The 18,405-nt window shown below is 59.3% G+C and carries 17 protein-coding genes; 8 read left to right on the forward strand and 9 right to left on the reverse strand.

What is annotated here, in order from left to right; all coding sequences use genetic code 11:
* Complete coding sequence (locus SBC1_RS02305; RefSeq protein WP_165987138.1) at positions 1–1,152, reverse strand: Re/Si-specific NAD(P)(+) transhydrogenase subunit alpha; 1,152 nt, start codon at positions 1,150–1,152, stop codon at positions 1–3.
* Positions 1,153–1,435: 283 nt separating this feature from the next.
* Between SBC1_RS02305 and SBC1_RS02310 the strand changes: the two genes are divergently transcribed.
* The 4 genes from SBC1_RS02310 to SBC1_RS02325 all read left to right on the forward strand — a co-directional run bounded on the left by SBC1_RS02310 (position 1,436) and on the right by SBC1_RS02325 (position 5,924).
* Positions 1,436–1,936 carry an NUDIX hydrolase gene (locus SBC1_RS02310; protein ID WP_165086285.1) on the forward strand — a complete coding sequence of 167 codons (501 nt, stop codon included), beginning with the start codon at positions 1,436–1,438 and terminating at the stop codon, positions 1,934–1,936.
* A 33-nt stretch (positions 1,937–1,969) separates the two neighbouring features.
* Positions 1,970–3,121 (forward strand): tRNA 2-thiouridine(34) synthase MnmA, encoded by a 1,152-nt coding sequence (gene mnmA, locus SBC1_RS02315; RefSeq protein WP_165987140.1) that lies wholly within the window; start codon positions 1,970–1,972, stop codon positions 3,119–3,121.
* A 443-nt stretch (positions 3,122–3,564) separates the two neighbouring features.
* Positions 3,565–4,140, forward strand: a complete 576-nt coding sequence (locus tag SBC1_RS02320; RefSeq protein WP_165086290.1) for a TetR/AcrR family transcriptional regulator — start codon at positions 3,565–3,567, stop codon at positions 4,138–4,140.
* Between the two features lie 758 nt (positions 4,141–4,898).
* Positions 4,899–5,924, forward strand: a complete 1,026-nt coding sequence (locus SBC1_RS02325) for an alpha/beta hydrolase (RefSeq protein WP_165987142.1) — start codon at positions 4,899–4,901, stop codon at positions 5,922–5,924.
* A 98-nt stretch (positions 5,925–6,022) separates the two neighbouring features.
* On the opposite strand, the gene SBC1_RS02330 is transcribed toward SBC1_RS02325, so the two are convergent.
* The 5 genes from SBC1_RS02330 to SBC1_RS02350 all read right to left on the reverse strand — a co-directional run bounded on the left by SBC1_RS02330 (position 6,023) and on the right by SBC1_RS02350 (position 10,758).
* Positions 6,023–6,643, reverse strand: a complete 621-nt coding sequence (locus tag SBC1_RS02330) for a glutathione S-transferase C-terminal domain-containing protein (protein ID WP_165987143.1) — start codon at positions 6,641–6,643, stop codon at positions 6,023–6,025.
* Positions 6,644–6,874: 231 nt separating this feature from the next.
* Positions 6,875–7,603 (reverse strand): membrane integrity-associated transporter subunit PqiC, encoded by a 729-nt coding sequence (locus tag SBC1_RS02335; RefSeq protein ID WP_165987144.1) that lies wholly within the window; start codon positions 7,601–7,603, stop codon positions 6,875–6,877.
* A complete protein-coding gene (locus tag SBC1_RS02340; RefSeq protein ID WP_165086298.1) occupies positions 7,600–9,273 on the reverse strand; it encodes an intermembrane transport protein PqiB in 1,674 nt (557 codons plus the stop codon). The genes SBC1_RS02335 and SBC1_RS02340 overlap by 4 nt, the downstream gene beginning before the upstream one ends.
* Complete coding sequence (locus SBC1_RS02345; protein ID WP_165086301.1) at positions 9,266–9,961, reverse strand: paraquat-inducible protein A; 696 nt, start codon at positions 9,959–9,961, stop codon at positions 9,266–9,268. Before SBC1_RS02345 ends, SBC1_RS02340 begins: the two co-directional genes overlap by 8 nt.
* Entirely contained in the window at positions 9,958–10,758 is an 801-nt protein-coding gene (locus SBC1_RS02350) for a paraquat-inducible protein A (protein WP_165086303.1), read from the reverse strand. The genes SBC1_RS02345 and SBC1_RS02350 overlap by 4 nt, the downstream gene beginning before the upstream one ends.
* Before the next feature lie 458 nt (positions 10,759–11,216).
* Here SBC1_RS02350 and SBC1_RS02355 point away from each other — a divergent pair, with 458 nt between their 5' ends.
* From SBC1_RS02355 to SBC1_RS02370, 4 genes are all read left to right on the forward strand, one after another.
* A complete protein-coding gene (locus SBC1_RS02355; protein ID WP_165987146.1) occupies positions 11,217–11,777 on the forward strand; it encodes a cytochrome b in 561 nt (186 codons plus the stop codon).
* A 146-nt stretch (positions 11,778–11,923) separates the two neighbouring features.
* Positions 11,924–12,496 (forward strand): YceI family protein, encoded by a 573-nt coding sequence (locus SBC1_RS02360; RefSeq protein WP_165086308.1) that lies wholly within the window; start codon positions 11,924–11,926, stop codon positions 12,494–12,496.
* A 60-nt stretch (positions 12,497–12,556) separates the two neighbouring features.
* Positions 12,557–13,141 carry a YceI family protein gene (locus tag SBC1_RS02365; RefSeq protein ID WP_165987148.1) on the forward strand — a complete coding sequence of 195 codons (585 nt, stop codon included), beginning with the start codon at positions 12,557–12,559 and terminating at the stop codon, positions 13,139–13,141.
* A 289-nt stretch (positions 13,142–13,430) separates the two neighbouring features.
* Positions 13,431–14,705 carry an MFS transporter gene (locus SBC1_RS02370; protein WP_165987150.1) on the forward strand — a complete coding sequence of 425 codons (1,275 nt, stop codon included), beginning with the start codon at positions 13,431–13,433 and terminating at the stop codon, positions 14,703–14,705.
* Between the two features lie 139 nt (positions 14,706–14,844).
* On the opposite strand, the gene secF is transcribed toward SBC1_RS02370, so the two are convergent.
* The 3 genes from secF to yajC all read right to left on the reverse strand — a co-directional run bounded on the left by secF (position 14,845) and on the right by yajC (position 18,311).
* Entirely contained in the window at positions 14,845–15,795 is a 951-nt protein-coding gene (secF, locus tag SBC1_RS02375; protein ID WP_165987152.1) for a protein translocase subunit SecF, read from the reverse strand.
* Positions 15,796–15,812: 17 nt separating this feature from the next.
* Complete coding sequence (gene secD, locus SBC1_RS02380) at positions 15,813–17,882, reverse strand: protein translocase subunit SecD (RefSeq protein WP_165987154.1); 2,070 nt, start codon at positions 17,880–17,882, stop codon at positions 15,813–15,815.
* A gap of 105 nt (positions 17,883–17,987) precedes the next feature.
* Positions 17,988–18,311 (reverse strand): preprotein translocase subunit YajC, encoded by a 324-nt coding sequence (yajC, locus tag SBC1_RS02385; protein ID WP_062091715.1) that lies wholly within the window; start codon positions 18,309–18,311, stop codon positions 17,988–17,990.
* Positions 18,312–18,405: the final 94 nt, after the last annotated feature.

Below are 18,405 nucleotides of genomic sequence, written 5' to 3' on the forward strand. Positions count from 1 at the left end.
TCAGTCTCCTTTGATCCCGCGCGTGACCTGGCCGTCGCGGCACAGGAGCGTCGCGGCGACAATATCGTCGGCCATATCGATGTTCAGCGTCCCTTCCTTCGTCACAATCAGCTTGATGAAATCAAGCAGGTTGCGAGCGTAGAGAGCGGAGGCATCGGTGGCGACCATCGAGGCGAGATTGGTGTAGCCGACCACATGCACACCGTGTTTCATCACGACCTGATCGACTTCGGTGAGCGGACAATTGCCGCCGCGGCGGCCTTCGAATTCAGGACCGCGTCCCGCCGCCAGATCGACGATGACCGAGCCCGGTTTCATCTGCTGGACGGTTTCCGCCGCGATCAACGTAGGCGCGGGGCGACCGGGAATCAGTGCGGTCGCGATGACGATATCGGCTTGTTTTGCACGTTCGGCCACCAGCACGGATTGCCGCGCGAGCCAGCTTGGCGGCATGGGACGAGCGTAACCACCGACACCAACCGCGGCTTCGCGTTCTTCATCGGTTTCGTAGGGAACTTCGAGGAATTTCGCACCCAGCGATTCGATCTGCTCCTTCACAGCTGGACGCACATCGGACGCTTCGATCACCGCACCCAGCCGCTTCGCCGTGGCGATAGCCTGCAAGCCCGCCACGCCCGCGCCGAGCACGAGCACGCGTGCCGCTTTGACGGTGCCGGCTGCGGTCATCAGCATCGGCATGAAGCGCTGATAGATATTGCTTGCAACGAGCACGGCCTTATACCCGGCGATATTCGCCTGCGACGACAACACATCCAGGCTCTGCGCACGCGTGGTACGCGGCGCGGCTTCCAGCGCGAACGCCGTGATGCCGGACGCTGCCAGGCGCGCATTGTTCTCGGCGTTGAATGGATCGAGCATGCCGGCAATCACCGCGCCGGACTTCAGCAGCAGCAATTCGGCTTCGTTGGGCGAATGAACCTTGAGGACGAGATCAGCAGCGAACGCGGTGTTGGCATCGACTAGCTCGGCGCCGGCAGCGGCGTAGGCATCGTCGATATAACTCGCTGGCACGCCCGCGCCGCGCTGCACCGTAACCCGGTGACCTTGCGACACGAACTTCTTGACCGTCTCCGGCGTCGCGGCGACACGCGCCTCGTTCGCCCGCGTTTCGGCAGGCACTCCGATATGCATCTTCAATCCTCCTCACGTTCTAGTTTTTGATTTGGCCGTGTGCAGTCGCTCGCGCTGTTGTCAGCAACCCTCTTGCATGGGACCGGAGCAAGCGCTAAAGCTCCAACTCTGGTCGACAAACGGGAGACGCCTGGTGCACGTGATTAAGCGGTTATTTAAGCTGTTATTTGCGACTGATTGTCACTGTAACCGAAACATTCGCGAAAAATGACGCGATCGGACAACAACCTGCACGATCCTTGCCGACGACGGAAAAACGCGCAAAACGGTAAAATACCGTCCCATGAAACCAGAACGTTGGACACCGCGCGTGACGGTCGCGGCAATTGTGGAGCGGGACGGGCGCTTTCTCGTGATCGAGGAGCACACGTCGGACGGGCTCAGGATTAATCAGCCGGCCGGGCATCTGGAAGCGGGAGAAACACTCGTCGACGCCGTGAAGCGCGAGACGCTCGAGGAAACCGCGCACCGTTTCGAGCCGCAGGCGCTTGTCGGCACGTATCTCACGCACTTCGAGCGGCCCGGACGGTCGGTCACGTATTTGCGGTTTACGTTCTGCGGCACGACATCAGGCGAAGTGCCGGGCATGGCGCTGGACGCGGGCATCGTGCGGGCCATGTGGCTTACCGCCGACGAATTGCGCGCATGCGCTGACCGGCACAGGTCGCCAGCGGTGCTGGAATGTCTCGATCATTACCTCGACGGGCGCCGCGTGCCGCTCGACTTCATTCATACCCTTTCGGTCGCGCCGGTGCCGGTTGGGACCCAGGCTGACGCCGGGTGACTTTAGCCTCAGGCAAGTAACGTAGAGAGAGAAATGAGCAAGGCCGGAAAACAGAAAGTCGTGGTGGGCATGTCGGGCGGCGTGGATTCGTCGGTGACCGCATGGCTGCTCAAGGAGCAGGGCTACGACGTGATCGGCCTGTTCATGAAGAACTGGGAAGATGACGACGACAGCGAATACTGCTCGACGCGGCAGGACTGGATCGACGTGGTGTCGGTGGCGGACCTGATCGGCATCGACGTGGAAGCGGTCAACTTCGCAGCCGAATACAAGGATCGCGTGTTCGCTGAGTTCCTGCGCGAATATTCGGCCGGCCGCACGCCCAATCCGGATGTGCTGTGCAACGCCGAGATCAAGTTCAAAGCCTTCCTCGACCACGCGATGTCGCTTGGCGGCGAGACGATCGCAACGGGGCACTACGCCCGTGTGCGGGAGCGCGACGGGCTGTTCGAACTGCTGAAGGCCACCGATTCGACCAAGGATCAGTCGTACTTTTTGCATCGGCTGAATCAGGCGCAGTTGTCGAAGACGCTGTTTCCGCTCGGTGAGATGCCGAAAACGAAGGTTCGCGAAATTGCGGCGCAGATCGGCTTGCCGAATGCAGCGAAGAAAGATTCCACGGGCATTTGTTTTATCGGCGAACGGCCGTTTCGCGAGTTCCTGAACCGCTATCTGCCGACTCAACCCGGTCCGATGAAAACACCCGATGGAAAAGTGATTGGCGAACATGTCGGGCTGGCGTTTTATACGTTCGGTCAGCGCAAAGGCATCGGGCTCGGTGGCAGCAAGGACGGCAGCGGCGACCCGTGGTTCGTGGCGGGCAAGGACATGGCGTCGAACACGCTGTATGTGGTGCAGGGGCACGACCATCCGTGGCTGTTGTCGCACTCGCTCGTGGCCGGCAATACCAGTTGGGTCGCGGGCGCTGCGCCGGGCGAAGGCACCGTTTGCGCGGCCAAGACGCGGTATCGGCAGTCGGATGCACCTTGCGTGATGGGAGCGTCGGGACCGCTGGATGGGCGCTTCGAACTTCGTTTCGACGACGCGCAATGGGCCGTCACGCCAGGACAATCGGCCGTGCTCTATCAAGGCGATGTGTGCCTGGGCGGCGGGATTATTGAGTCGGCTGCGACTGCCCAGCCTGTGCGACGCGATCCAGGAGCCGCCCTGCTCACGGCAAGGTAGGCTATCTTTCTTACATCACGCTGGTTGGGAGCGGGCTGCGGCCCGCTTTTTGTTGCGCGGAGTTCACCGAGAAAAACGCACAAATCAGTAATTCACAAAAAATTGGTACATACCCGGTGAAGTTGGGGTGCCTTCTGAGCACTCCAGAGGGAGAAAATTGGGGCTGCGTGGGGAAAAACGTCCGAAAAACTCGTACAAAGATCTTGACTATCTATCTTCTAGTAGATAAATTATCGCTGTTGGTAACGGGGCCAATGACGACGTCAATGCCGAGGCCAATGATGATGCCAACAACGATGCCGCTGATGATAACGGCATGGTAACTAGATGACGATGTGCCCGGACTTGTGCAGCAAGATGGAGTGAATCGATTGGATCGTAACTGTGCGCAACGAGGCCACACGAGCGCAACAACCTTATGGAAGTAGCGAGCCAGAACCGACATGAATACCGACAAAACCCCTGACAAAAATACTGTGCGCGAACAGTTGCTCGACCACGCCCAGGTTTTGCTGATGACCCGCGGCTACAACGGTTTCAGTTATCGGGATCTGTCGACGCTGGTCGGCGTGAAAACTTCGAGCATTCATTATTACTTCCCGTCTAAGGAAGATCTGGTGCTCGAAGCGGTGAATACGTACAGCGCAGACGTGATGTCGTCAATTTACGCCATCGATAGTTCTGCCTCCGCCGAGAAAAAGCTAGACCGGTATGTAAAGCTGTTCGGCAAAATCGTAGGTGAGGGCGATCAGGTTTGTCTTTGCGGAATGCTTGCCGCGGATATTGAATCGCTTCCCGAAGACGTCCGCCATGCGGTTCAGGCCTTCTTTAAAGCTAACGAAACTTGGCTGGCTAAGGTGCTGGCCGAAGGCGAGAAGCAAGAAACCCTCAGGGTGAACGGAAAGCCTGACGTGACGGCCCGCGCATTGTTCGCGGCATATCAGGGAAGTTTGCTGGCCTGCCGGTTATTTCACACGAAGGTGCGTCTAGATGAAGTCACCCAAACTGTGAAACGTTAATTCACGATGTGAGTGAAAGCGCGGTGGTTAGAGTCTGATTGTCCGGTAACTGTTTCGAACGAATTGAGTATTGCGAAGGGGCGTCGAATAGGTCGCGGGTGGGTATCAAGCGGAAAGAGTGGTGTGCTGTCCGCCTGCTGACCTCGTTGGGAATATTGTTAATAAAGATTTAGTGTGTTCCAAAAATTGGCATTTATTTCGTGACTTACACTCATTTATCTATCTTCAAGTAGGTAGATTTTGATTGCCGATTCAATATGCATCTAAGTTATTTCGAAGTTATTTTTACCGTCATCAAAAACATCGACGAAGATAGGTCGACGAATTATGGTTGGCGCGCTAATGGTGAATCAGTATCGCCGGTTTGCTTTTTAGCCGATAAGGCGCACTTGCACCGTCTGAGGACTAGCGCTCTTGCTGGGCTGAACACTTGTCCGGTACCGCCACGCGCTGGTTCGCATCAATTTTGTCGCCACCGTTGTGGCTAGTGGCCACGCTGACAAAGAGGCTAGCTAGCGTAGTCAGTTCCTTGTAGTTAGTTCGTTTAGTTATCTATCTATGAGTAGATGCAGTCGAAAGTTTTTGGGTACTTCGTTTTCACCACCCCGTTTTCACCACCCCGTTTTCAGCATTCCGTGTTTCAGCCGTTTCGCATCACAAGTCGTAGGCAGTCAGGCATTACCCGTCTTACCAACCGCAGCACCCCGGTTTTCGCACTGGGCCCTCATCCACTGTCCGATCACTAACAGGAGTGAACCATGTACAAGCTCAAGTCCTTCGCCATCGCCTCCGCTGTTGCTGCATTGCTTGGAGCAAGCGCCGTCGCACAAGCCGCTCCGGTGCTCGAACCCGCGACGCAGCAGTTTATCGACGCGCTCACGGCTCAAAAAGGTCCGCCGATCTACACCCTTTCTCCCGCCGATGCCCGCAACGTCCTCGCTGGCGCCCAGTCGCAGCCAGTGCAGAAGGAAGCCGCGCGGATTGAGGACCGCGTGATCGACGCAGGCCCGTCGGGCAAGATCGCGATCCGCATCGTACGTCCCGCCCACGCCAAAGGCGTGCTGCCTGTGATCATGTATTTCCACGGTGGCGGCTGGGTGCTGGGCGACAAGAATACGCACGACCGCCTTGTCCGTGAGATCGCGAACGGAGCGCAGGCTGCGGTGGTCTTCGTGGATTACGATCGCTCGCCCGAGACGAAATTCCCGGTGCCGACGGAAGAGGCCTACGCCGCGACGCGCTACGTGGCTGAGCATGCAAAGCAGTTCAACGTCGATGCGACGCGGATGGCCGTGGCGGGCGACAGTGTCGGCGGGAACATGGCGGCGGCCGTCACGTTGATGGCGAAGGAGCAGGGCGGTCCGGCGCTGCGGTACCAAGTGCTGTTCTACCCGGTCACCGATGCGAATTTCGACGACGGCTCGTACAACGAATTCGCCGATGGACCGTGGCTCACCAAAAACGCGATGAAATGGTTCTGGGACGCATACGCACCGAACGCCGCTGATCGGGACAAAATCACGGCGTCGCCGCTGCGCGCGTCGCTTGATCAGTTGAAGGGTTTGCCGCCGGCGCTCGTCATTACCGACGAAAACGATGTGCTGCGCGACGAAGGCGAAGCGTATGCGCGCAAGCTGTCACAGGCCGGCGTCCGGGTGACGGCGGTGCGCTACGGCGGCACGATCCACGACTTCGTGATGCTGAACGCACTGGCCAATACCCCGGCCACGCGCGCTGCGATCGATCAGGCGAATACCGCGCTGAAGAAGGCGCTGGCGAAATAAACGGGTGCGCACGCCGGGAATCGCCCATATGCAAAAGCCCCACGTGCCTTGCGGCGCGTGGGGCTTTTCAAGTCACGCTCACTGCTGCGAATGAATTCTCAGCTACCGTCAGTCGGCAATGTATCGATGAAAGACTGGCGCTGCGACAAACGCTGAACGTGCTTGTCCAGATTGGGATACTCCTCGCGCCAGTTCATGTGGGGCATCCGGAAATCGAGATAGCCAAGCGCGCAACCGCAAGCGATATCGGCGAGGGTGAAGTGATTCGCCGAACACCAGTTCTTGGTGGCGAGCCCTTTCGACATGGCCTTCAGGCCATCGTCAATCTTGCGCTGTTGGCGCGCTACCCATGCCTCGTTGCGTTGCCCTTCCTCGCGCTGGGTGGTTTCCAGGCGAATCAGAACGGCGGCGTCGACCATGCCGTCGGCGAGTGCTTCCCAGCATCGCACTTCCGTGCGCTCGCGGCGTTCCTGCGGCAGCAGCTTGCCGACCGGCGTAAGCGTATCGACGTATTCGCAGATCACGCGCGAATCGAAAACGGCTTCGCCATCGTCCAGGATCAGGCACGGCACTTTGCCGAGCGGATTAAAGCTATGGATTTTCGAATCGGATGCCCAGACGTTTTCGAGCACCAGTTCGCAGTCGATTTTCTTTTCTGCCATCACAATCCGCGTCTTTCGGACGTACGGGCTGTTGAGCGAACCGATCAGTTTCATCATCTGTGTTTTCGTTTCTGCAAAGAGTAGTCACGGAGATGGATCTTAACCGCCCAAACGCGCGCCGACTGTAAATTCAAGATGGCGGCGTTGTGGTCGGGCGACAAAAAACCCGGTGCACCTTTTGGTGCAACCGGGTTGCGGTCTGGCAGCACGAAGTCGTGCCCGTGACAGATGCTTCGGCCTATACGCGGCGTCTTCCAGCAACATAGCGCGCAACCGTGTCAGCCATGCTCACTGGGCAGGCGCCGCGTTTGCGGACATGGCGGCGGCAGGACAGGGAAGCACCGCCGGGGTGCGAGCTGTCACTTTTCCGGCCTTGCCTGCCGTAGCGGAAGACGAGACGGACGATGACAGGGGCACAGGCACCGAACTCACCGTCCGAACCCCGGCGGAAATCTCGCTGGCGAGTTGATCGACCGCTCGCCGATGTCCCGCCACCAGCGCGTCATATCCAGCATCGACAGGTTGTTCGGCCACCGTCCGGCAGGTCAGGACAGCCTGATTGTTCACGCCGCGCACGCTCCACACAGCGTCAATCAACGCGCGCCGGCCCGGCGACGACTCGAAGCGCTGAACATTCACCTTCACGCGGTACACCGGTACGCCATCGGGATGCGGCGTGCCGAAAACGTCGATGGCGCCCAGCCGCTGCGACAAGTCCGCCGACAGCGCGCGCCGGACTTCGTCGGCCGGAAGGGACGCCCAGCGCTCATCCTCGAGCACCCGGACTTGCGCCGAGCCGTCCTGCACGACCATCTGGTTCTTCGCGACTTGCGGCGGCATGTCCACTGGCGACACTTCCAGATAGAACGAAGCGGGCGAGGCCGTTCTTGTCGCGGCGTCGGTGCCGCCGAGCGTATAAAAGCGGCTGGCTGGCGAACTGCTGCACGCGGCGAGCGCGGCGACCAGACCTATCGCCGACACCCCGCCGACGGCCCTCAATACTCTGGCCAAGCTCATGGCTTATCTCCTGGTTTTCCACGCACGAGCGATTCCGGATGACGTTCCAGATAATCGGCGAGCGCATTGAGCGATTGCAGTGTCCGCGTGAGTTCCTGCAGCGCCTGATGAACATCCGACTGCAGCGGCGAGTCCTGTTGCAGCGTGTTTTGCGCCTCGCCGAACGTTTTCCGCGCGGCGGTGAGCGTGTCACGCGCTTCGGGCACAACCTGCGTGCCAAGTTGGTTAAAGAGGCTGTTCGCGTTCTTCAGCGCGCCGTTCAAGTTGGTGCCGATCTCGTCGAAGGGAATCTTGTCGAGTTTCTTCGCGATGTCCGCTACCTGAAGTTGCAGTTCGTCGAGCGTATTGGGCACGGTTGGCAACTCGAGCGGATCGGCTGTGGCGTCTATCGTGACCTTGGCCGCTTTCGGGAACACATCGAGCGCGACATAAAGCTGCCCGGTCAGCAGATTGCCGGTACGCAACTGTCCGCGCAAACCGTTCGACACCAGTTTCTGGAGCAATTCCTGTCCGGCCACGGTGTTTTGACGCGGCACCGAGTCCCGGAAGCGCTTGCCCAGCCGGTCAGGATAGATATTCATGGTCACCGGCATCTGGAAGCTGCGCGTTTTCGGGTCGTATTCGATCCCGATGCCCGTCACGCTGCCGAGCAGGATGCCGCGGAAGTCGATTGGCGCGCCCACCGACAAACCGCGCAGTGACTGGTTGAAATTCATGACCACGCGGATGGGCTGGCCGTCCGGATCGCGCATGGAGTCCTGTTCGTCCGAGCCGAGGCGGAAGGTCATGTTGTCCGGCGCCTGCTGCCCGGGCTCCTGATTCGGCGGTGTCTGGAAGGCAATACCCCCGAGTACGACGGTCGCAAGCGACTGCGTGTTCAGCTTGAAGCCGCTTGCATCCAGCCGCAGGTCAACGCCGCTTGCGTGCCACCAGCGCGAGTTCGTGCCAACATATTGATCGTACGGCGCGTTCACGAACACCTGCATGGTGACGCCCGTGCCGTCCTTGTCGAGCGAAAAGCCCACCACTTGCCCGACCTGCACGCGCCGGTAATAGATAGGCGAGCCAATATCGATGGAACCCAGCGACTCACCGCGCAAGGTGAACTGCCGCCCTTTCTGATCGCCGGTCACAGCAGGTGGAGTTTCGAGCCCGACGAAATGGGTTTCGTCCTCTTTGGACTTCCCTGCATCCACGCCAATATATGCACCGGACAACAACGTGCCGAGTCCGGTCACGCCGCTTGCCGCCACGCGCGGGCGCACTACCCAGAAGCGCGTGTCTTTCACCGCGAAGTCCTCGGCGACCTTGGTCAACTGGACGTCGACGAGCACGCGCGAGTGGTCTTTCGACAGCGTGATCTCCTTGACCGTGCCAACATCGACGTCCTTGTATTTCACCTTGGTTTTACCCGTCTCCAGGCCTTCGGCGCTCACGAAGCTGATGGTGATCGTCGGTCCGCGTCCCGACACCGATTTCACCACGAGCGCAATGCCGATCAGCGCGGCGATCAGCGGAATCACCCATACGAGCGACGGTATCCAGCGGCTGCGCGGCTCGATCACCGGATCAGGAAGATTGGGCGGCAAGCCACCGCCGCCGCCCGCGTTTCGCGACGGCTCGTTCGGGCCTTTGACGGTGTTGTTCGAAGGACCTTGCGGGCTAGTCATGTTTCTTTCCTGAAGGTTCGATGTGATCCCACATCAGTCGCGGGTCGAATTGCATGGAGGCCAGCATGGTGAGCACCACCACGCAGCCGAACGCAAGTGCGCCCGGCCCTGGCGTGATGACGGCGAGTGAACCGAAGCGCACGAGCGCGACGGTCAGTGTCACGACAAAGACATCGAGCATTGACCATCGGCCAATTTTTTCGACGATTCGATACAACGTCGTGCGCTGGCGAGGACGCCATTTGGAGCCCGATTGGGTGGCCCAGGTGAGAAACGCGAGCGTGCCGAGCTTGAGCATCGGCACGAGAATACTGGCGATAAAAATGATCGCGGAGAGCGGATAGTCGCCATCGTTCCAGAACATCGCCACGCCGCTCATGATCGTGTCGTCTTCGGAACCGACGATCGACGACGTGTGCAGCACCGGATATAAATTCGCCGGAATGTACAGGATCGCGGCGGACAACAGCAACGCCCAGGTGCGCACGACCGAGTCCGGAGTACGCCGATGCAGCGGCGAGCCGCAGCGCACGCAAAGCTGACGCTCGACCGTGAACACGCGCTTTTGCACGCGGTTGCAAGCGTGGCAGGCGATCAGCCCCGCCTCCGTAGCCGTGGTGAATACCGGCTCGGGAGAGTCGGATGCGGACGCGTCGGGAGTGCCGGCGGTATCGGGCTTGTCGATCATGGCTTACTCCCTGGAGCGGCTGCGTCGGGCGGCGTCCCCCGTGTCGTCCCTTGCGTCATCACGCGTTTCGGCGCTAACGGATGCGGCGGGTTGGATGGGGAGCTGGAACGCGAATCGGCTGAATAAGCCGAGCCTGAGCCGGGCCGGAGGCCGCCGAAAGGCGTGTACCGCAACGGTCCGCGACCGCCCACACGCTCGGCGATTTCCCACAGCGCGCGCGGATCGAAGGTGAGGATGACTGCGAACAGCAAGGTTAGCGCGCCGAATGCGAACAGCGCAGCCTCCGGAATAACGCGCGCGATGCTCACCATTTTCACCAGCGTTACGAGTATCCCGAGCATGAACACTTCGATCATTCCCCACGGCCGCACAAACTGAATCGCGCGCAGCACCTGGCTGAAGCCGGCAGGAATGAAACCCGCGCGCAACGGCACGAGCAGATACAGCATTGCAACCAGTTCGGTGAGCGGAAAGAGGATGGTCGCGCAAAAAACCATGGTGGCGATCACTTCCATGTTCTCACCCCACAACGCGACGATTGCACCAATCAGGGTCGTTTGGGACGTGATGCCGTTCGTTTCCAGTTCCACAATAGGAAAAGCCTGCGCGATCAAAAACGTAATCAGCGCGGCGAGCGTGATGGAGCAAAGCTTGTCCAGATTCGTCGACACGCTCTGGTAGAGCGTGGCGCCGCAACGCGTGCATTTCGCAGAGCTGCGGGAAGGCAGGGCGCGCTTATGAAACAGTGTGTCGCATTCGTGGCATGCGATCAGATCGTCTAGATCGTCTTCTTCCATAGGCGGAATACTGGGCTCGTAATGGCGTGTTGTTTTAGTGTCTTAAACGTCGCGGTTCCGGGGCGGCTGCATACAAGAGCAAGGGCCGGGCCAGCGGGCATGGTAACAAACGGCAAGCTGCCGCGCGGAAGAGGCGCGCAGATCAGGCTTGCGATCCCTTCACGGGCAAAAAGCGCTGCAGCGCGGGCGCATGCCGATGAGCGGACCTTGATTAGCTCCTCGCCCAATGGAATTGTCGGCGTTCGTGGCCCGTTTACCCTGGATACAAGCCACTGATACCAGATTTGTAACGCGGGCGCGAAGGGGGCGGCAACTATTTCTTCAGGGAAAAGCCGGTTTTTACTTGTTCGGGTAGGATGGCGGCCTTGAGACCTTAACGTCGGGTTATTGCGGTTGCCGTGCGATAAACCGTTTGGGGTCAAGTCATCAATTCCGCACTATTTTTTGGTGGACCACGTATGGAAAGCAGCCCGAATTTCGCCAGCTCCGACAGCTACAGCCGGACTGCGATCGGCCTTCACTGGCTGATTGCACTGCTGATTGTGTGCGGCTTCTATCTTGGCTGGATCATGACCGATATTCCCGGTTTCACGCCAACCAAGCTCAAATATTTCTCCTGGCACAAATGGATCGGCGTAACGGTGTTCGCGCTCGCCGTCGTGCGCGTGCTCTGGCGCGTCACGCATAAGGCACCGTCCATGCCGCGGCGCATTCCCACGTGGCAAAAAGGTGTTGCTCATGTCACGCACTTCCTGCTTTATGCGCTGATGCTCGTGATTCCGGCCTCCGGGTACCTCTATAGCTCGGCTGCCGGCATTCAGGTCGTGTATCTCGGGTTGGTGCCGCTGCCAACGATCATCGGACCGGATACCGCGTTGAAAGCCACCCTGAAGATGGTCCACATTTACCTGAATTACACGCTGCTCGTGCTCGTGATCATGCACGTCCTGGCGGCGTTGAAGCATCAATTCGTCGATCGTGATGGTTTGCTCGCACGCATGATTCCGTTCCTCCGATAAGCATTGTTTGGTTCGCATTCAGCGAAAATGAGGCGTAATTGATTCCTTGTTGTTGATAGCCAGTTTCCTGCGCACGGGTTGCGCTGGATTGCGTTTGACTTTTCAATAGCGGCTCAACCGGTTTTCCCGGTGGCCTCAGGACATACATGAAACACGCGAAATTTTCCCGTTGGTTGCTTGCAGGCGTTTGCTCCGCATCGCTGGTCGCGGCGGTTTCCGCCTTTGCTCAAGCCCAGGTCGACACGACCAAAAGCACGGTGACGGCGACATCGAAGCAAATGAACGTGCCGGTTGAAGGCAAGTTCAAGAAGTTCACCTCGCAACTCGACTTCGATCCGGCCAAGCCGGCTGCGGGCAGCGCGAATATCAGCATCGATACGGGAAGCTACGATCTCGGCGATGACAGCTACAACAAGCAGGCGACCGACAAGGACTGGTTCGATACCGCCCATTTCCCGACCGCTACTTTTGTTTCAACGGCTATCGCGCCGGCTGGCGGGACGAAGTTCAATGTCAGCGGCAAGTTGACCATCAAGGGCAAGTCGCAGAACGTCATCGTGCCGGTCACGGTCACGAGCCAGGGCGCGACGCAAACCTTCGATGGCTCATTGCCCATCAAACGCACGCAGTTCGATGTCGGCACGGGCGAATGGAAAGACACCTCGGTCGTGGCCGACGAAGTCGTCATCAAGTTCCACCTCGTCGCGACGAAGAAATAAGCCACGCAATAAGCCAAGTCATAAGCGCTCATCGCTTTCAACATTCATCCTGGAAAATTCATGAAAAAGAACCTCCTGATTGCAGCCGCTGGCGCGCTTCTCGCGGCCGTTTCGTTCAACGCGATGGCTGAAGAAGTCACGTATCAACTCGACCCGAACCACACGTACCCGAGCTTCGAAGCCGATCACTTCGGCGGCATCTCGACCTGGCGTGGCAAGTTCAACAAGAGCAGCGGCACGGTGACGCTTGATCGCGCGACCCAGAAGGGTACGCTGGATGCGACCATCGATATGACGTCGATTGATATCGGCAATGAGAAGCTGAATGGCGAACTGAAGAGCGCGCAATTCTTCGACGCCGACAAGTTCCCGACGGCGACCTACAAGGGCACGTCGATGAAGTTCAAGGGCGACGTGCCGGTGGAAGTCATCGGCGAGCTGACGCTGCATGGCGTGACGAAGCCGTTGAACCTGAAGATCGAATCGTTCAAGTGCTTCACGAACCCGATGATGAAGAAGGAAGTGTGCGGCACGGAGTCGACGGCAACGTTCGATCGTGGCGACTTCGGCGTGGACTACGGCAAGGCGTATGGCTTCAAGATGAAGACGACTCTGCATATTCAAGCCGAAGGCATTCGGCAATAAGCGGGAAGTTCTTTCCCGCTGGTTCTTTCCCGCCAGATAAGAAAACCGCTTCTGACCGAAGCGGTTTTTTTTCGCCCCCCGGTATTGCGAGCATTTCGATCCGGATTTCGGTGTGGCACAGTCGGCAGCGTTTGCACTTTGGCCGACAGCCCGTCATACCGACAATAACGGAACCACCTTTCATGCGACCGGAGTAAGCGCTGAGGCGCCAACTCTGGTCGAGCGCAAAAATTGCATGGGACCAGAGTAAGCGCTAAAGCGCTAACTCTGGTCGACACAGGAGAAATGCATGAGCAGTACGCCCGCAGTAGTATCGATCAGCCGCCCGGCCGCGTGGCGCGCCGTGGTGGCAGCTTCCATAGGCAACGCGCTCGAATGGTTCGACCTCGTGGTCTACGGGTTCTTCGCGGTCGTTATCTCGAAGTTGTTCTTCCCGTCGGGCAACGACTCGGTGTCCATCCTGCTGACACTCGGCACGTTCGGCGTATCGTTTTTCATGCGGCCGCTCGGCGCCATCGTGCTTGGCGCGTATGCCGACCGGGCAGGGCGCAAGGCGGCGCTCACGCTGTCCATCCTGTTGATGATGATGGGCACGTTCATCATTGCCGTGTTGCCCACGTACTCGTCCATCGGGGTCGCCGCGCCGTTGATCCTGGTGCTCGCGCGCCTGATGCAAGGCTTCTCGGCCGGCGGCGAGTTTGGCAGCGCGACGGCGTTCCTTGCCGAGCACGTTCCCGGCCGGCGTGGTTTCTTCGCGAGTTGGCAGGTCGCAAGCCAAGGCTTGACCACGCTCCTGGCGGCTATATTCGGCGTGGTGCTGACCGGCAACCTCTCGCCGGAACAGATGAGTACCTGGGGCTGGCGCGTGCCGTTCATCTTCGGCTTGCTGATCGGGCCGGTGGCGTACTACATCCGCACGCGCCTCGATGAAACGCCGGAATTCCTCGCCGCCGTTCAGACCACCACCCCTTTGCGCGACACCTTCGCGTTGAACAAGGAACGCTTGCTGATCGCCATTGGAACGGTGGTGCTGGGCACAGTGGCAACTTACCTCGTGCTCTTCATGCCGACGTATGCAATCCGGCAGTTGGGGCTCGCGCCATCGGTTGCTTTCACGGCCATCCTGCTCACGGGCGCAATCCAGATGGTGCTCTCACCATTCGTTGGCCATCTCTCCGATACCCACGGCCGCACGCGCATCATGCTGATCTCGGCGGTGCTGCTGCTCGTGTTGATCTATCCGCTGTTCACGTGGCTGGTGGCGCATCCGACCTTCGGCACGCTGCTGGTCGTTCAAGCGGTACTCGGCGTGTTGATGACCGGGTATTTCGCGGCATTGCCGGGGTTGTTATCGGAGATGTTTCCAGTTGCCACGCGCACGACCGGAATGTCGCTGGCTTATAACATCGCGGTGACGGTGTTTGGCGGATTCGGGCCGTTCATCATCACGTGGCTGATTGCATCGACGGGATCGAAGGCCGCGCCCAGCTTCTATTTGATTTTTGCCGCGGTAGTGAGCCTGGTCGCGTTGATAGCGGCGCGCAAGCGGCTGGGATTCAGTTGATGGTTCTGTGCGGACGTATTCGCACGTAGCCGTTGCAATTGCTGGCTCAAAAGCAAAAAGGCCGATTCGCGAGAATCGGCCTTTTGCACTTTCGAACCCCGGATGTCAGCGTTCGAAACTCACATCTTGATGCCTGCTATCAAACCTCTGCGCCTGCGTTGGGATCGCCTGGATCGTATTTCGGCTTCTTTTCCTTCATCAGGTCTTCGCGCTTCACGCCCAGCCACATGGCGAGCGCGGCTGCAACGAACACCGACGAATAGATACCAAACAAGATGCCGACCGTCAGCGCCAGCGCGAAATAATGCAGCGTTGCCCCGCCGAACAGGAACATGGACAGCACCATCATTTCCGTACAACCGTGGGTGATGATGGTTCGCGACATTGTGCTGGTGATGGCGTGGTTGATGACCTCGATCACCGTCATCTTGCGTTGCTTGCGGAAGGTTTCACGAATCCGGTCGAAGATAACGACCGACTCGTTCACCGAATACCCGAGCACCGCGAGAATAGCCGCCAGTACGGACAGCGAAAACTCCCACTGGAAGAACGCGAAGAAACCGAGAATGATCACCACGTCGTGCAAGTTGGCGATCACGCCGGCCACGGCGTATTTCCACTCGAAGCGGAACGACAGGTAGATCACAATGCCGATCACCACGCACGCCAGCGCGAGCAAGCCGTTGGTCACAAGCTCTTTCCCGACCTGCGGGCCGACGAATTCCACGCGCTGCAACTGCACCTGCGCGTCTTGATTCTTCAGCGCCGCCATCACCTGATCGCTCTGCTGCGCCGACGTCAAACCCTGCTTCAACGGCAGGCGAATCAGTACATCACGTGACGTGCCGAAGTTCTGCACCTGCGCATCGGGATAACCGAGCGCGCCCAGCGTGCCGCGCACCGGTTCAAGCGGCACCGCTTGCGGATACTGCACTTCCACCACCGTCCCGCCGGTGAATTCCACAGAGAGATGCAGCCCGCGATGCACGAGGAAAAACACAGCCGCGAGGAACGTGATGAGCGAGATTGCGTTGAAGATCAACGCACGCTGCATCAGCGGTAAGTCGCGGCGAATACGAAAGAATTCCATGATTTATTCTCCGGGACTCAGTTGGACGAGCCGGGTTTTTTCGGTTCAATACCAGGGCCCGAGCGACGACGTACGACCGGCTTGCCGGTGCGGACGGGAGGCGCGGCCTGCTTTTGCGAACGGGTCGGAACCGGTGCTTTGGCGCGTGTTGCAGGCATGACGACTTGATCTACGGCGGAGTCGTCGCCACGCTCATTCGCCAGGTAAGCGGCGGTGGCCGCAGCCGTGTCACTGCCGGCAGGACGCCAGACCTGACCGATTGCGAGCGACTGCAACTTCTTCTTGCCGCCGTACCAGAGGTTCACGAGGCCGCGCGAGAAGAACACGGCCGAGAACATTGACGTCAGGATGCCGATACAGTGCACGACCGCAAAGCCGCGCACCGGACCGGAGCCGAACGCCAGCAGCGCCAGACCTGCAATGAGCGTGGTCACGTTTGAGTCAACAATCGTGGCCCATGCATGCGCGAAGCCGTTCTGGATAGCAAGCTGCGGCGGCGCGCCGTTACGCAGTTCCTCGCGGATCCGTTCGTTGATCAGCACGTTTGCATCGATTGCCATACCGAGTGCCAGTGCAATAGCAGCAATACCCGGCAGCGTCAGCGTGGCCTGCAGCATCGACAGAATGGCGACCAGCAGCAACAGGTTCACCGACAGCGACAACATGGAGATCAGGCCGAACAGCATGTAGTACGCGATCATGAAGACGGCGATCGCGGCGAAACCGTACTGCACGGAATCGAAGCCCTTGCGGATGTTGTCGGCGCCCAGGCTCGGACCAATCGTGCGTTCTTCGATGATGTCCATGGGCGCTGCGAGCGAACCTGCGCGCAGCAGCAGCGCCAGGTCGGCGGCGGCTTGCGGCGAGGGCTGGCCGGTGATCTGGAAGCGGTCGCCAAGTTCGGACTGGATGGTCGCGACGGTCAGCACTTCGCCCTTGCCCTTTTCGAACAGGATCATGGCCATCGGCTTGCCGATGTTGTCGCGCGACACGCTGCTCACCGCGCGGCCACCTGCCGCGTCCAGGCGAATGTTCACCGACGGACGCTGGTGTTCGTCGAAGCCCGACGATGCGTCGATGATCCGGTCACCCGTGAAGATCACCTGCTTTCTCACGAGCGTCGGCCCGGTGTTGCCTTGCGTGAAGAGTTCGTCGCCGGGGGGAACCGGATCGTTCGGACCGGGGTGCGTGTTGATCGGGTCAGCGAGCCGTGCTTCAAGCGTTGCCGTCCGGCCGATAATGTCCTTCGCCTTCGCCGTGTCCTGCACGCCCGGCAATTCGACCACGATGCGGTCGGAGCCTTGTTGTTGGATCACCGGTTCCGCCACGCCGAGTTCGTTCACCCGGTTATGCAGCGTGACAATGTTCTGCTTGAGCGCGCTGTCTTCCGCCAGCTTTTGCGCCGCTGGCGTGAAGGTACCGACCACCTGGTAACCGTCACCGCCCGGACTTGTCGCCCATTGCAGTTCGCTCAGGCCGCTCGTCAGCATGGTGCGCGCGGCATCGGCTGCGGCTTGGTCCGCGAAATTCACCACGACCGACTGATTCACGCGATTCACACCGCCATCGCGGATGTTTTTATCGCGTAACAGCGCGCGGGCGTCCGCCGCGTTCGAGTCGAGCTTCTTGTTCAGCGCACCCGCCATGTCCACTTGCAACAGGAAGTGAACGCCGCCGCGCAAGTCGAGGCCGAGATACATGGGCAACGCGTGCAACGCGGTCAGCCAGCGCGGGGAAGCCGCCTGCAGATTCAGCGCGACCACGTATTGCGGATCGCTCGGGTCGCTGTTCAGCGTCTTCTGCAACAGATCCTTCACGCGCAATTGCGTGTCGGTGTCTTTCAGGCGCACGCGAATGTTGGCGTTCAGCGATGAATTGTCGAACGTCACTTCATCCGGCGTCACCTTGTCGGCAGCCAGCGCGTTTTCGATGTTGGCAAGCGTAGTTGAATCCAGCTTGACCGTTGCCTTGCCGCTCGATACCTGCACCGCCGGCGCTTCGCCGAAAAAATTGGGCAAGGTATAGACGAGGCCGATGACTAGCGCCACCAGCATCACGGCATATTTCCAAAGTGGGTAGCGATTCATGGGGATGGCCGAACAGGAAAGTTGGCGAGGAGGGGTAAGCGATGCGTCCGGCGACGAGCGGGCAATGGGCCGCGGAGGCCGCGCCGAACGCGAGAAAAGTTGGCCTTAGAGCGACTTGATCGTGCCTTTCGGGAGGATAGTCGTGACAGCAGCCTTCTGGATGGTAATTTCCGTACCTTCCGAAATTTCGACGCCAACGTATGCGTCCGTCACCTTCGTGACCTTACCGACAATACCGCCGTTCGTTACTACTTCATCGCCCTTTGCCATGGCGGACAGCATATTGCGATGTTCCTTCTGCCGCTTCATTTGCGGACGAATCATGATGAAATACAGCACTGCAAACATCAAAATGAGAGGCAAAAAGCTCATGATGCTCGACTGCGCGCCATCTGCGCCGCCGCCGAAGGCTTTTGAAATAAAATCCACGTTGGTCTCTCCGTTATGACGATCAGAAAATTAGCCCGCTATTCTACCACTGGGCCACGCCACGTAAGCGCGGAATGCGCTTTGTGATCAAGCT

The organism is Caballeronia sp. SBC1, assembly GCF_011493005.1.
GTDB lineage: Bacteria > Pseudomonadota > Gammaproteobacteria > Burkholderiales > Burkholderiaceae > Caballeronia.